The sequence below is a fragment of the Rhodococcus sp. UYP9 genome (assembly GCF_040547235.1).
In the GTDB taxonomy this organism is placed as follows: domain Bacteria; phylum Actinomycetota; class Actinomycetes; order Mycobacteriales; family Mycobacteriaceae; genus Rhodococcoides.
Window position 1 is genome coordinate 972248 of record NZ_JBEPPH010000001.1, and the last position, 14453, is coordinate 986700.

Annotated in this window: 11 protein-coding genes; 9 read left to right on the forward strand and 2 right to left on the reverse strand. The window is 63.3% G+C overall.

Translation table 11 applies throughout. From position 1 onward, the window contains the following. Positions 1-171: 171 nt before the first annotated feature. The gene (locus ABIB36_RS04530) at positions 172-1695 is read right to left on the reverse strand and encodes a UDP-N-acetylmuramoyl-L-alanyl-D-glutamate--2,6-diaminopimelate ligase (RefSeq protein WP_354560583.1); all 1524 of its coding nucleotides are present in this window, start codon (positions 1693-1695) and stop codon (positions 172-174) included. Between the two features lie 260 nt (positions 1696-1955). Between ABIB36_RS04530 and ABIB36_RS04535 the strand changes: the two genes are divergently transcribed. The 8 genes from ABIB36_RS04535 (at position 1956) to ABIB36_RS04570 (ending at position 12828) form a co-directional block, all read left to right on the forward strand. After that, positions 1956-2144, forward strand: coding sequence for a hypothetical protein (locus ABIB36_RS04535; protein ID WP_143542212.1), 189 nt, complete (start codon positions 1956-1958; stop codon positions 2142-2144). Between the two features lie 44 nt (positions 2145-2188). Then, complete coding sequence (gene uvrA, locus ABIB36_RS04540) at positions 2189-4654, forward strand: excinuclease ABC subunit UvrA (protein ID WP_354560581.1); 2466 nt, start codon at positions 2189-2191, stop codon at positions 4652-4654. 33 nt (positions 4655-4687) lie between these two features. Further along, positions 4688-5431, forward strand: coding sequence for a hypothetical protein (locus ABIB36_RS04545; RefSeq protein WP_354560579.1), 744 nt, complete (start codon positions 4688-4690; stop codon positions 5429-5431). Positions 5432-5556: 125 nt separating this feature from the next. Continuing rightward, entirely contained in the window at positions 5557-6705 is a 1149-nt protein-coding gene (locus ABIB36_RS04550; protein WP_084348400.1) for an acyl-CoA dehydrogenase family protein, read from the forward strand. Positions 6706-6771: 66 nt separating this feature from the next. Further along, entirely contained in the window at positions 6772-8952 is a 2181-nt protein-coding gene (locus ABIB36_RS04555) for a 3-hydroxyacyl-CoA dehydrogenase NAD-binding domain-containing protein (protein ID WP_354560577.1), read from the forward strand. A 37-nt stretch (positions 8953-8989) separates the two neighbouring features. Continuing rightward, positions 8990-9616, forward strand: a complete 627-nt coding sequence (locus ABIB36_RS04560) for a TetR/AcrR family transcriptional regulator (protein WP_084348398.1) — start codon at positions 8990-8992, stop codon at positions 9614-9616. A 138-nt stretch (positions 9617-9754) separates the two neighbouring features. Further along, entirely contained in the window at positions 9755-11302 is a 1548-nt protein-coding gene (locus ABIB36_RS04565; protein WP_354560575.1) for an acyl-CoA synthetase, read from the forward strand. Beyond that, positions 11299-12828 (forward strand): aldehyde dehydrogenase family protein, encoded by a 1530-nt coding sequence (locus tag ABIB36_RS04570; protein ID WP_354560573.1) that lies wholly within the window; start codon positions 11299-11301, stop codon positions 12826-12828. Before ABIB36_RS04565 ends, ABIB36_RS04570 begins: the two co-directional genes overlap by 4 nt. On the opposite strand, the gene ABIB36_RS04575 is transcribed toward ABIB36_RS04570, so the two are convergent. Beyond that, positions 12823-13410, reverse strand: a complete 588-nt coding sequence (locus ABIB36_RS04575; protein WP_084348395.1) for a TetR/AcrR family transcriptional regulator — start codon at positions 13408-13410, stop codon at positions 12823-12825. The genes ABIB36_RS04570 and ABIB36_RS04575 overlap by 6 nt on opposite strands. A 104-nt stretch (positions 13411-13514) precedes the next feature. Between ABIB36_RS04575 and ABIB36_RS04580 the strand changes: the two genes are divergently transcribed. Next, a complete protein-coding gene (locus tag ABIB36_RS04580; RefSeq protein ID WP_084348394.1) occupies positions 13515-14444 on the forward strand; it encodes a metal-dependent hydrolase in 930 nt (309 codons plus the stop codon). The last annotated feature ends 9 nt before the right edge of the window (positions 14445-14453 follow it).

Sequence of the window (14453 nt, forward strand, 5' to 3'; positions counted from 1 at the left end):
CTCTAGCGGGCGCTTCCTCACTGTGCACGGAACAATTTAGCACTCTCGACCGCCGAGTGCCAGACCGTGTCGATAACTTTTTGGAAACACCGACAACTCAAACGTGCTGTACGACAGCGCAGCCGAGAGTTCGGCGCGAGTAGTCGATCGAAGGCAACGAACCCCGAGAGCCTACGACGGCATGAGTCCCGTTGAGCAGGATTGCAGTGCAGCCAGCAGTTCTTCGCGGTCGTCGAACGGCAGGACAGTGTCGCCGAATACTTGTTCGGTATCGCATCCGCGCCCGGCCACGACGATCACGTCACCGGGTTGCGCGTTGGCCACGGCCAGATCGAAAGCGCGTCGACGGTCGGGTTCGACGACAACCATGGCGGACTGCGCTGCGACGGCGCCGGCGGCGACCTCGTTACGAATGCTTGCTGCGTCTTCGGAGTAGGGGCTTTCGTCACTGACGATTACCAGGTCGACCAGCTCAGCGGCAGTTGCGCCGAGTGGGAACCGTTTGCTTGGGTCTCGGTCACCGGTGGCGCCGACGACCACGATCACGCGTCCGGTGGTCAGGGTTCGCAAATACGGTAGTAGCTGGCGTTGACCTGCTGTGTTGTGCATGTAGTCGACCAGAGCGAGGAACGGTTGCCCGGCATCGATGCGTTCGAGCCGGCCCGGCACCGACGACACCCGTTCGAAACCGAGGACTGCCGACCCGAGATCTTTACCGTTCGCCGCGAGCAACGACATGGCTGCCAGCGCGTTGTGAACCTGATGCGGACCGAGCAGGGGAAGACGAATCTCGAAGCTACCGTACGGCGTTCGTGCGGTGAAGGAAGTCCCCGATACCGTGCACTCGATGGCGTCGCCGAAGATCTCGGCTCGAGCATCGGTGGCGGACCAAGTCCAGCAGGGTATTTCGATGGCGGCTGCGAGTCGACGGCCGTAGTCGTCATCGATCCCGATCGCCGCCGCCGCCGCTCGCTGCGGTGTGAACAGTTCCGATTTCACCGCAAAGTACTTCTCCATGGAGCCGTGGAAATCGAGGTGGTCGGAAGACAGATTGGTAAAGCCCACAGCAGCGAATCGGGTGCCGTCGATCCGCCGATGCGCAACAGCGTGCGAGGACACTTCCATCACTGCGGTAGTTGCGCCTTCGTCACGAAAACGTGCCAGCGCTTTCTGCAGAGGAGCGGCCTCCGGGGTGGTCCGGGTCGCCGGGAAAACGCCACCGGGACCGGAGATCGAGATACCGGTGAGAGTCCCCACCCTCTCGCCTGCAGCGGTCAGGGCAGCACCAAGTAGGTAGGTCGTGCTCGTTTTGCCGTTGGTGCCCGTGACTCCGTAAACGTCCATTGCCCACGACGGATACGAATGGATATGTGAGCTGACCGGTCCGGCGCATCGTCGAGGATCATCGACGACGACCGTAGGCAAGATCGCTCCGGCACGATCGGAGACCGCCGCTACGGCACCCCGGGCACATGCTTGGGCTTCGAAATCGAGCCCGTGCGCACGGGCCCCCGGTAGCGCGAAGTACAGATCTCCCGGTTCCACGGCACGTGAATCGGCGCAGACGCCGGTAACGGTGACAGCCGCACCGGCGGGAACCGGAGCTTCGAGCCACTCGGCCAATTCCGCGAGGCCGAAGGCCTGCGTGGCCGACTTCTGCTCGGGCAGGGGCCGTGGGGTACCACTGCACGTCATCGTCACTCTCTACCCATGCGATGACGTGCGCAAACAATGCAGGAGGGTCGCTTACTTCGAATGCCTTCCTCGAATCCGCGCGATCGAATCTGTAGCAGCGTGAAGGACCTGATGCGGTGGTGTACTACGCGCCAAGGGCGTACGTTGGATACAGATCGCTTAAGCCGTCAGGCGTATTGACCGTGCAGATACCGCAGTCAATCAGTAACTCGAATTCGCTGCGGCACTTCTCGATTAACTGATGCAGCGGAGGGTCGTTGATGGAACCGATCGTGTGGCCGAGAACAGATTCGATGGACAACTGGTGGAAGGGCGTAATGGCCCACGAAGGCGTCGGGCACGCCCCCACCCGCAGCTACCCGCCGGACCCGACCATCGACGACACTCGCCCTCCTCCGCCGGACCACCCGATGGACAGCGTCCACGCGAAACCTCGTCGAGCAAGTTGACCGCATAGAGAACGAATACAGCCACCCGCGCTAGTGTCGGGACGATGACGGACGCATCGTGGGACGGGTACGTGCGCGTTCGCGGCGCCACCGAGCACAACCTGGCAGCAGTAGATGTCGATATCCCCCGCAACGCGTTTGTCGCGTTCACTGGCGTGTCGGGGTCAGGCAAGTCCTCGTTGGCGTTCAGCACCTTGTATGCCGAAGCTCAACGACGCTACTTCGAGTCGGTGGCCCCCTACGCTCGTCGGCTCCTCCAGCAGGTCGGCGCACCGCATGTCGCCTCCATCACCGGACTGCCCCCGGCCGTGGCATTGCAGCAACGCCGAGGAGCGCCCAGCTCACGCTCCAGTGTCGGCACCATCACCACCTTGTCGAACCTCCTGCGGATGCTCTACTCCCGCGCCGGTACCTACCCGGATGGGGCGTTACGCCTCGAGGCGGAATCGTTCTCCCCCAACACCGTCGCCGGAGCATGCCCTCGTTGCGGCGGGCTCGGCGTATTCCACGACGTGACAACGGAGTTACTGGTTCCCGACCCGTCGCTGAGCATCCGTGAGGGAGCGATCGCGGCCTGGCCCGGTGCCTGGCAGGGTGCGAACTTACGAAGCATCGTCAGCGGCCTGGGGATCGACATCGATGCGCCGTGGCGAACGCTCCGCGCGAAGGACCGAAAGTGGCTCCTCTACACCGACGAGCAGCCGAAAGTGTTCATCGAACCTCAGGCCGACCGCGTCGACCACAGTTACGAAGGCAAGTTCTGGAGCGCTCGACGTCACGTCATGCATGTCCTGTCGGACTCCACCAGCCAGCGGATGCGCGACCGTGCCCTGCAATTCACCGAGAGTGTCCGATGCCCACTATGCGACGGCAGCGGACTCCGCGTCGACGCGCTGGCTGTGACCGTCGCCGGATACTCCATTGCCGAGCTCAACACTCTCTCGTTGACCGAGGTCGCCGCAGTGTTGCGGCCCATCGCCGAACAGTCCGAGATGGTCGCGGCGACGCCGTCGGCATCGTCCGGGGAAACAACCGAGGTGGCGGTACGCATCACCGCCGACCTGCTCGCCAGGATCGAGGTGCTGCTCGGATTGGGTTTGGGATATCTGTCGCTGGGACGTAGCTCGACGACGCTGTCGCCCGGTGAGGCACAGCGTCTGCGGATCGCCACACAGCTTCGCTCCGGCCTCTTCGGTGTGGTGTACGTCCTGGACGAACCGTCCGCCGGCCTGCATCCGGCCGATGCCGAACCGCTGCTCGACGTCTTGGACCAGCTGAAGGAATCCGGAAACTCACTGTTCGTCGTCGAGCACGATATGGACGTGGTTCGACGGGCCGACTGGGTGGTCGATATCGGACCCGCTGCAGGCGAAGGCGGTGGCCGGGTGTTGTACAGCGGCCCGGTGGCCGGGCTCGAGCAGATCGAGGAGTCGGTTACCGGGCGCCACCTGTTCGGACGCGCGGAGTCCCTGCATCGTGTGGCGCGACCGACCCGCGGCTGGCTCACGCTGACCGGCGTCACCCGCCACAACCTGCGCCAGCTATCCGCGGCGTTCCCGCTCGCGGTGCTGACCGCGGTGACCGGTGTGTCGGGCTCAGGGAAGTCGACGCTCGTCACCCAGGTCTTGTTCGAGGTGGCACGTCATCGACTCGACACCGCTGCAGATGAGGACGACAACGCGCAGATCGAGATCGACGTGGCCGACGTCGACGGGTTCGAGGAGTTCAACCGGCTGGTCCGGGTGGATCAGCGCCCCATCGGCCGCACACCCCGCTCGACACTGGCCACCTACGTCGGAATGTTCGACATCGTCCGCAAACTGTTCGCCGACACCGACGAGGCAAAGGCCCGCGGCTGGGCGCCCGGCCGGTTCTCCTTCAACGTCCCCGAAGGACGCTGCCCGACCTGCCAGGGCGACGGTTTCGTCGAAGTGGAGCTCCTCTTCCTTCCCGGCACCTACGGCCCCTGCCCCACCTGCCACGGCGCCCGCTACACCCCCGAAACTCTCGAAGTCACCTGGCGCGAGAAAACCATCGCCGCCGTGCTGGCAATGTCGGTGAACGAAGCCGCTGGGTTCTTCGCCGACATCACCGGCGCATCCCGCAGCCTCGAGACGCTGCTCGATATCGGGCTCGGTTACCTGCGGCTCGGCCAGCCTGCCACCGAGCTCAGCGGCGGCGAAGCACAACGAATCAAGATCGCCAACGAACTGCAGCGCACCCGACGCGGCAACGCCCTGTACCTACTGGACGAACCCACCGCCGGGCTGCATCCAGCTGACGTCGCACTACTCATGCGCCAGCTCCACCGCCTGGTCGACGCAGGCAATACCGTCGTGATGGTGGAACACGACCTGGACGCCATCGCCTCCGCCGACTGGGTCATCGACCTCGGACCCGGCGGTGGGGACAAGGGCGGCACCGTTGTCGCAACGGGGACACCGACCGAGGTGGCCGCGTCTACGGACAGCATCACGGGCCCTTACTTGGCTCGACGACTGCACTCCTGATCCGGAGAAACGCGGCCTGACATGATCGGCTACATGATCGAATCCCCGTCCGTCGAGCAATTCCGCCGGTTGGCTCAGTCGTCGCCGTGGCGCTGGACGACAGTCGAGTTCGAGTTCGTCCCTCCCCGTGAAACTTCCGCCGTGCACGCCTGGATTCGACGCCCCGGATCTCTGCGGGTGGAGACCGCCGACGGCGCGATCGACGAACTCTGCTGTGCAGCAGATCCTTTCACGGGAACGACGGCAGTGTACTCGGACGGAATATCGCGGCAGACCGAGACGAAGTGGGCCTCGGACGTGACTCCGGTGTTCGACGTCGACGGACTGGTATCGGCGCTGCCATCCGTGACAGATTCGTGGCTGGTGGACTGGGATGACCCGTTCTACCAGAACTATCGGTGGATCGCGATGCTCAACCCGATCGAGCTCACCCGATCGGCCCACGACCATGAGTCCACGACGACGGTCACGGAACTGTCCGACGCGCAGATCGTGGACCACCACGGCCGACCGGCTTGGCAGGTGATCGCCCGCACCACGGACGAGTACGACGCCCGATGCGAATGCTGCCCCCTACTGAACGGGCACTTCGACTACGAGACCGATCGTTGGATTCCTGGGCCTCCGGTGACCGTGCGCCTCGACGCCCAAACCGGCATCTGCGTCTACGTCGGCCCGGTGCCGGAAACCCCTACAGACGAGTGCGATCTCGATCTGAAGATCATCGCCGTCGACGCTCGAATGGACGACAGCCTGTTCGGCCGCGCAAACCGCTAGCTCGAGCGGGTCCCCGCAGAAGGAACGCATCGGTCGGCGACTGCACCACCTTGACATCACTCGGCAACACGAGCAATGTAATTGGCGTAGTGCCAACAAGCTTGTTTGCCGACCAAGGAATGCCCATGACTGCACTCGCCGACCGCACCAGCAGCGAACTCGCTGACGTGCGACAGCTTGCTCGAGGATTCTTCGAGAAAGAGGTCGTACCGCGCCGAGAAGAATTTGCGGCCGCAGGCCGCCCTAGCCGCGAGGTATACAGCGCTGCTGGACAACTCGGCTTGCTCGGCATGTCGATCCCGGAGATATACGGCGGTGGCGGTGGCGATTTCCGTCACGAGGCGGTGCTGTTCGAGGAACAGGTTCGCGCCGGCGACTCGGCCATGCAGTTGGGCGTGCACAGCGGCATCGTCCCGCACTACATCCTTGCGTACGCATCCGAGGAGAATCGACAACGGTGGTTGCCGAAGCTGTGCTCCGGTGACTGGATCGGCGCGATCGCGATGACCGAACCGGGAACCGGCTCCGATCTCCAAGGAATCGCCACCCGAGCAGTTCGCGACGGCGACGACTACGTGGTGACCGGTGCAAAGACCTTCATTTCCAACGGAGCCCACTGCGATCTGCTCATCTTGGCGGTGAAGACCGATCCGTCCGCCGGCGCGCGCGGATTGTCACTGCTCGTCGCCGAAGTATCCGATGCCACCCCGGGATTCTTTCGTGGACGAGTACTGCACAAGATCGGCCAGAAGGGGCAGGATACCGCCGAGCTGTCGTTCGACGGCATGCGCGTTCCGGCCGCGAACATACTGGGTGAATCGGAGGGCCGCGGCTTCGCTCAGTTGATGCAGCAGCTCCCCCAGGAGCGTCTGATCTGTGGGATAGCTGCAGCCGCGATGATCGAGACCGCCGTGCAGCAGACGGTCGAATATACCAAGTCTCGCAACGCTTTCGGCAAAACTTTGTTCGATCTGCAGAACACGAAGTTCGAACTCGCGGAATGCGCCACTATCGGACGAGTGGTGCGTACGTTCGTCGACGACGCCGTCGCCAAGCACCTCGTCTCCGAGCTCGACGTCACCACTGCCGCGATGGTCAAGTACTGGACCACGGACCGGCAGTTCGAGGTGGTCGACAGGTGCCTGCAGCTCTTCGGAGGATACGGCTACATGGAGGAATACCCCATCGCCCGAATGTTCGTCGACGGCCGCATAGCCCGCATCTACGCCGGTGCCAACGAAGTTATGAAAGACCTCATTTCCCGTTCGCTCTAGTTCGACCTGTGCGACGGAGTCCCCTTGGTCGCCTACAACCACCATCACGATGCCCGAAGGACGCCCATGAGCACATCGACTGCTGTGCAAACATCCACGATCACCGGCGAGGTCGGTGACGACCGAGTGCTCGTACTGACGATCGACGATCCGACGCAGGCCACCAACACCATGAACGACGCATTCGGTCAGTCGCTCGCGTCGACGATCGACTGGCTCGAAGCACACCGCGACGATTTCGACGGCGTCATCGTGACCTCGGGAAAGGACTCGTTCTTCTCCGGTGGCGATCTCGAGTTGCTGCGCGACGCCGGCCCGAATGATCATGCAACGATCTCGGGCGCTCTCGATTTCACCAAGGACAAGTTCCGGCGTCTCGAGCGGCTCGGCAAGCCGGTTGTGGCTGCACTCGGCGGCACTGCGCTCGGTGGCGGCTACGAAATCGCGCTGGCATGCCATTATCGAATCGCTCTGGACAAGAGGAGCTCTCGCTTCGGGCTTCCCGAAGTAACCCTCGGGCTCCTGCCCGGCGCCGGTGGAGTCACCAGGACAGTCCGAATGTTCGGCGTCGTCGAAGCTTTGACCCGGGTGGTCGGGCAAGGCCAGCGGTATCGGCCGGCGCAGGCCCTCGAGTTCGGACTGGTCGACGAGGTAGTCGACACCGAGGAGGCGATGATGGCAGCGGCCCGTGGCTGGATCGCCGCTCATCCCGATGCTGCGCAGCCCTGGGACAGGGATGGGTTCGAGATCCCAGGCGGTACCGCTGCGTCGCCCGGTTTGGCGGATCGATTGCCCGCTCTCACCGCAGCCGCCAGCGTTCGCACGCCGGTCAAAGGCGCACCGATGCCTGCGCCCCTTGCGGTAATCGCCGCCGCGGTAGAGGGATCGGTCCTGGACTTCGACTCTGCCTCACTCGTCGAGACCGGGCACTGCACGTCCCTCGCATGCGGACCGGTGTCAGGGAATTTGATCCAGTCGATGTTCTTCGATCTCGGTTCGATCAACAAGGGTGTCTCGCGTCCCCCTGCCGAGCCACAACGGGTTCCGGAGAAAGTCCTGGTGATCGGCGCCGGCATGATGGGTGCCGCCATCGCCTACGTCGTCGCCTCGGCCAAGGTGCCCGTCGTGCTGCGCGATGTGTCGATCGAATCAGCAGAACGCGGAAAAGATTACGCCCGTTCGATTCTCGGTAAGTCTGTTGCCAAAGGCCGAACTACGCAGGAGGCCGCAGACGCTGTCCTCTCGCTCATCACGGCGAGTGCCGACGCAGCAGACACCGAGGGCTGCGACCTGGTCGTGGAAGCGGTGTTCGAGGATCCAGCCGTCAAGCAAAGTGCGTTCGAAGCAGTGGACAAGTACCTCACCGCCGACGCCCTTCTGTGCTCGAATACTTCGACGCTTCCCATTACTGCACTGGCCCAGGGAGTCTCCCGTCGAAGTGACTTCGTCGGGACGCACTTCTTCTCACCGGTGGACAAGATGCCACTGGTGGAGATCGTGGTGGGAGAGCACACCAGCGACTCGGCGTTGGCGCGTGCATTCGACTTCGTCCGATTGATCGGTAAAACCCCCATAGTCGTCGGAGACAGTCACGGGTTCTTCACGACGCGGGTGATCGGCCGCTTCATGGACGAGGCGATCTCCATGGTTGCCGAAGGCGTGCACCCGTCGACCGTCGAGCAGGCCGCCCTCCACGCCGGCTACCCATCCGGAGCGCTGGCCCTGATGGACGAGATCTCATTGACGCTCTCACGCCATATCCGCGAGGGGATGGCCGAGGCTGCCCGCGCCGACGGCCGTGAGTGGATCGACTCGAAGTCCTATGCGTTGGTCGACCGTATGGTCGACGAGTTCGAGCGCCCCGGACGCAAGTCGGGACGCGGTTTCTACGACTATGCAGAGGACGGTTCCAAGGCAGGGTTGTGGCCCGGTCTCGTCGAGCACTACCTCCGCGCCGATCATGGAATTCCGTTCGAGGACATGATGGATCGAATGCTGATCGCACAATCGCTGGACTCGATCGCGTGCCTCGACGAGGGTGTGCTGCGTACGGTTGCGGACGCCAACATCGGCTCCATCATGGGAATCGGCTACCCAGCTTGGACCGGGGGTGTGCTCCAGTTCGTCAACCAGTTCGACGGCGGCCTGTCCGGATTCGTCGACCGGGCCGAAGAACTTCGGGCACGCTACGGTGATCGCTTCATCGTGCCGTCCTCACTGCGCTCGCGCACCGAGCGGTACCTCTGACGTCTCGCCCCCTCGGTGCGATGCGATCATGAGAGCCATGGCGGCTGTGAACACACCCAAATGGAGTCGACTGGAACCCGACGAAAGACGGACACAAATACTGGCCAGCGCGGTTCGTTTGTTCGGTGACAAGCCGTATGCCGAAGTGTCGATGGCCGACGTCGCCGAGTCCGCGGGGGTTGCCCGCGGACTCATCCACCACTACATCGGTGGCAAGCGCGATCTGTACCTGGAGAGCGTGCGATTCCTCGTCACGGTCCCGCCGATCGAGGCAGTGAACCTGCCGGCCGGATCGCTCGAGGAACGTGCCAGGGGCAGCGTGCACTGGCTGGTGAAGGTCATCGAGACCCACGGCACGGCATGGGTGTCCATGGCGAGCGGTTCGGGCGTCGACGAGCAGGTCGCCCAGATCCTCGACGAGGCGGACGATCTCGCCGCCGAACGCGTGCTCGACGCAACAGCCTTCGAGGGCGGGCACGGTGATCGCATTCTCACCACGTCGGCGGTGCGTGCGTTCGGTGGAATGGTCAAGGCCGCCGGGCGTGAATGGCTGGTCCGCGGGACTTTGACCAGGGATCAGGTCGAGAGATTGTTGACGGACGTCCTCGTCACCGTTCTCGCCACGGCGCAGTCCCTCGCCGGCGAAGACAATCGAGAGCAGTAGCAGCACAGTTCTTTTCGGTTGATCCAGGTAACCGCGTGACATCCCCACACCCTCCCTATTGACACCGTGCCAATAAGGTGGGAATGTGACCGTATTCACTCCGGGCACTTGCCCCCTCTCGCCACAAGGGACTCCGCCATGTATCTCACTCAAGGCCTCCACCGATCCGCAGCAACGACCCCGCAGCGAGCGGCCACCGTCGTCGGCGACCGAGTACGCACCTTTGCCGAGCAGATCGACCGCGTAGCTCGATTCGCCGCAGGTCTGCACTCGATCGGCGTCGAGAGCGGGGATCGGGTGGCCATGTTGGCGTTCAACAGCGACCGCTACTCCGAGTACCTGCTGGCGGTGCCGTGGGCCGACGCCGTGCTCAATCCGGTCAACATCCGATGGTCCCCGGTGGAGGTCGCTTACGCGCTCAACGATTCGGACACCAAAGTCCTCCTGGTAGATGACACCTTCGCAGCCATGGCACCTGCCCTGCGCGCAGCGTGCGTGAACCTAGAGACCATCGTCCATTGCGGCGACGGCCCCACCCCCGAAGGCATGGTCTCGTACGAGAAGCTCGTCGAGTCCAACGACCCCGTTTCCGATGCACGACGCAGCGGAGACGAACTCGCCGGATTGTTCTACACCGGCGGCACCACCGGCTTCCCCAAGGGCGTCATGCTCTCGCACGCCAACCTCGTCACCTCGGGACTCGGAACTGTCGCCACCGGGCAATTGCTCGACGATGCGTCGATCCTGCTGCACGCTGCACCGATGTTCCACCTCGCCGATCTCGCGGCGTGGGTCGGTCAGGTCATGCTCGGCGGAACTCACGTGATGGTTCCGTTCTTCGAACCCACCGCGGTGCTCGAGGCTATCCAAAAGCATTCCATCACAGACGTTTTGTTGGTGCCGACGATGATCCAGCTACTCGTGGACCACCCTTCACTCAGCACGTTCGACACCTCCTCGCTCAGCCGGGTTCTCTACGGCGGCTCTCCCATTTCGGCCGGCGTGTTGGAGCGCACCCAGACGCGGCTTCCTGCCGCCCGGCTCACCCAGGCATACGGCATGACCGAGCTCGCCCCGGTTGCATCTCTTCTGTGGCCCGAACATCATGTGGGAGAACGTATCGGCTCGGCGGGCCGGGCAGCACCACACTCCGAAATTCAAATTCTCGATCCCGACGATCGCCCTGTTGCCGCCGGGGCAGTCGGCGAAATCTGCGTCCGTGGTGGACATGTCATGTTGGGCTATTGGAACAAGCCTGCGGAGACGGCGGCCGCCATTCGCGACGGGTGGATGCACACCGGCGACGTCGGATACCTCGACGACGAAGGTTTCCTGTTCGTAGTGGATCGACTCAAGGACATGATCATCACGGGCGGCGAGAACGTCTACAGCGCCGAAGTAGAAAGTGCGCTCAGCCTGCACCCCGCAGTATTGGCTTGCGCGGTGATCGGCGTACCGGACCCGGAGTGGGGTGAACGAGTCCATGCGTGTGTGGTTCTTGCAGAAGGCGTTTCACCGTCCCTGGAGGAGCTCCGCGAGCACACCCGAACCTACGTCGCAGGTTACAAGACACCGCGCACCATCGAGTTCGTCACCGCGCTACCGATGAGCGGCGCAGGCAAGATCATGAAGCGTGAACTCCGAACTGCACACGAATCGAAGATCGGGCTAGAGGTCTCCCGGTGACTTCGACTGTCCAGGGATCCAGTGTCCGGGCATCGGAGTCGACGAGTTTCGATTCAATCTCGCCAATCGATGACCGCTACATCGGCACCTTCGATGTGGCCTCCGCCGAGGCCGTAGCTGCAGCAGTAGCAGAGGCACGCCGCGTCGAGCATGAATGGTCTTCGCTCCCTCCGAAGTCACGGGTTCGGCACCTGAAGGCCTGGCGTCACGAAATATGGAGCCGAAGAAACGAATTCGTGGATCTGATCCATCGGGAAAACGGGAAGCCCGCCGAAGACGCTTTGCTCGAGATAGTGCTCACTCTCGAGCACATCGCGTGGGCCGAGGGTCATGCACCGCGGCTGCTGCGCACCCGCCGGGTCAATCCCGGCCTGCTGTTGGCCAACTACTCTGCCCGGGTCGACAAGGTGGCGCTCGGAGTCGTCGGCGTCATCGGGCCATGGAATTACCCGCTGTATGCACCGAACAGTGCCATCTCCTCAGCCCTGGCAGCAGGCAACTGTGTCGTGTTCAAACCGAGCGAATACACCCCGGCTGTCGGTGCGAGATATGTTCAGGCCTTCAACGACGCAAATCCGACGTTGCCCACCGGGGTGCTCTCGCTGGTCACAGGGTTCGGAGACACCGGTGCCGCGCTGTGCCGAGGCGGAGTCGACAAAATCGCGTTCACCGGTTCGACCAGCACCGGTTCGAAGATCATGATGACGTGCGCCGAGACGCTCACGCCGCTCGTCATGGAATGTGGCGGTAAGGATCCCGTGATCGTCGCCGCGGACGCCGACATCGCGTCGGCCGCTGAGGCGGTCGCCTGGGGCGCATTCACCAACGGTGGCCAGACATGTATCGGGGTCGAGCGCGTGTACGTCGAGCGCAGCGTCTCCGCTGAGTTCACCGCCGCACTCGTCGAGCATGCGCGCCGAATTCGACCGGGTGGTGACGCGTCGGCTACCTACGGGCCGATGACGATGCCCGCTCAAATCGACATCGTACGAGGACATCTCGAGGATGCCGCTGCAGCTGGAGGCAGAGCGTTGATCGGCGGGCTCGATTCGATCGGTCCGCGGTTCATCGGGCCGACCGTAGTGGTCGACACCCCCGAGGACTGCTCGGCCGTCCGTGAGGAGACATTCGGTCCCACCGTCACAATCTGCGAAGTCGACGGTCTCGACGAAGCGATAGCCCGCGCCAACGACCATCGATACGCGCTCGGTGCGTCGGTCTTCTCGCGCCGCCGCGGGAACGAGACGGCGGCCCGGTTGGTGTGCGGTCAGGTGACCGTGAACTCGGTGATCGCGTTCGCCGGAATGGGCTCAGTCCCGATGGGCGGCGTCGGTGCCAGCGGATTCGGCCGGGTACACGGCGACGAAGGATTCGCAGAATTCTGCCGAACCCGCAGCCGCGTGAGCAAGATGTTCGACATTCCTGGTTTCGAGCTGGTCACCCTCCATCGCAAACGCTGGGTGCGCAGTCGATCGATCGCCTGCTCTGGCTACGGCACCGCGCGTGATCTGCCGCGGTTCCTATGACTCCGATTCGGTTCGCCCAGCCACCAGTAGCGGGACTATGTTGCGGTGGGCAAAGGTGAGCAGGTCCTCGTACGTCTCGAGCGGAGCGCCTGCCGAAGGCGTCAACAAGATCGAATGAACCACGCGTGCAACAATTTCCGGTGCATCGGGCACTGCGAACGCGTCCGTGCTGGATTCGTCTCGCGCGATGTGCGTTGCTGCCCTGATCGCGGGCTCGAGCAGGGCCGACGCATTGATCGTCAGCTGTTCCAACACCACTGGGCTCTCGGAATCGAACATTTTCAGCAATACAGGATTGGTACGGACCGAGTCGATCGTCGTCGCGAAACCATGTGCGACGCGGTCGGCTCGCGAGGATTGCTCTGCAGCCGACTTCGCCAGCGACGCAAAAAGTCGTGACGATTCGCGTGCCATGACCGCTTGCACCAACTCGTCCTTGGACCCGATTCGGCGGTAGACGGTCACCCGATTGATCCGGGCGCGCTTCGCGACGTCTCCGATCGTCGTCCGAGCGATACCTACCTGCCCGAACAGCTCGAACGCGGCATCGAGGATGGGCCCATCGTCTCCGTCGGGATGCATTGCTCGATCCTAGCGGCCACCCGGTTGTCGACCATGCATCATTGCGACACTTACTGTTGCAATGTAACATCGGAGACAACATCACCCGCAGAAATGGAGTTCGGATGTCTCGAAACAACGCGGTCGACACCACAACCAAGGCACATACCGACGAGTCCTACGCGATCGTCGCGCGCGCAGTGAAATTCGATTGGTCGAACGTCCCGCTCCAATACATCCCCGGGGAGTGGTACGCCACGCACTTCTGGAACGTGATGCACCTGGTGCTCCCCGAGGGCGAGCGCGCGATGGCCGACGTGTTCGCACGCGCCCTACCCTTCATCGACGACCCTCGACTGCACGAGGAAGTAGTCGGTTTCGTCGGACAGGAAGCCACTCACGCGTCTTCGCACGAAAGCTTCCGCGACTACCTCGTCACTCACGGAGTGGACATCGAACCCATCTTGCGACGCATCCGATTCGCAGTAGGAGTGGTCTTCGGAGACCACGGCCTGACGGGCCGAGCTGGCAAGGCATGGCTGAACGAACGCCTGGGAATCTACGCGGCTGCAGAGCATTTCACCGCCGTCGTCGGTGAGTGGTTGCTCGGCAACACCGAATTCGACCGACTCGGAGTCGACCCGACTATGCTCGATCTGCTGCGCTGGCACGGTGCGGAAGAACTCGAGCACCGCAACGTGGCATTCGACGCATTCCAGTATGTAGACGGCGGCGGGTTTCGACGCGCCCGGACTGCTGTCGCGGCCAGCGCTGGGTTGGCTCTGTTGTGGTTCAGCACAGCGGCATACCTGTACCAGAACTCGGTCGCCACGCCGCGCGCGAGCAAGGGGCGCCTCCGCCGTCGAATTCAACTGCCGTGGCCACTAGCCTTCGCGAGAGCCTCACGCAAACAACTGATTCCAGGCCTGTCATTTCTTTTCGTGCAGCTCGCCCTCTACATCCGACCCGGATTCCACCCCTCGAACATGGGCGATATCGACAAAGCTGTGCAGTACTTGGCGAAGTCACCCGCGGCATTGGCGACGCAACCGTGAGGACCGAGA

What these genes read in the sequence shown, in the direction of transcription:
- ABIB36_RS04530 (WP_354560583.1), bottom strand. Translation starts at nt 1,695, where the DNA reads ATGACGTGCAGTGGTACCCCACGGCCCCTGCCCGAGCAGAAGTCGGCC.
- ABIB36_RS04535 (WP_143542212.1), top strand. Translation starts at nt 1,956, where the DNA reads ATGGAACCGATCGTGTGGCCGAGAACAGATTCGATGGACAACTGGTGG.
- uvrA (WP_354560581.1), top strand. Translation starts at nt 2,189, where the DNA reads ATGACGGACGCATCGTGGGACGGGTACGTGCGCGTTCGCGGCGCCACC.
- ABIB36_RS04545 (WP_354560579.1), top strand. Translation starts at nt 4,688, where the DNA reads ATGATCGAATCCCCGTCCGTCGAGCAATTCCGCCGGTTGGCTCAGTCG.
- ABIB36_RS04550 (WP_084348400.1), top strand. Translation starts at nt 5,557, where the DNA reads ATGACTGCACTCGCCGACCGCACCAGCAGCGAACTCGCTGACGTGCGA.
- ABIB36_RS04555 (WP_354560577.1), top strand. Translation starts at nt 6,772, where the DNA reads ATGAGCACATCGACTGCTGTGCAAACATCCACGATCACCGGCGAGGTC.
- ABIB36_RS04560 (WP_084348398.1), top strand. Translation starts at nt 8,990, where the DNA reads ATGGCGGCTGTGAACACACCCAAATGGAGTCGACTGGAACCCGACGAA.
- ABIB36_RS04565 (WP_354560575.1), top strand. Translation starts at nt 9,755, where the DNA reads ATGTATCTCACTCAAGGCCTCCACCGATCCGCAGCAACGACCCCGCAG.
- ABIB36_RS04575 (WP_084348395.1), bottom strand. Translation starts at nt 13,410, where the DNA reads ATGCATCCCGACGGAGACGATGGGCCCATCCTCGATGCCGCGTTCGAG.
- ABIB36_RS04580 (WP_084348394.1), top strand. Translation starts at nt 13,515, where the DNA reads ATGTCTCGAAACAACGCGGTCGACACCACAACCAAGGCACATACCGAC.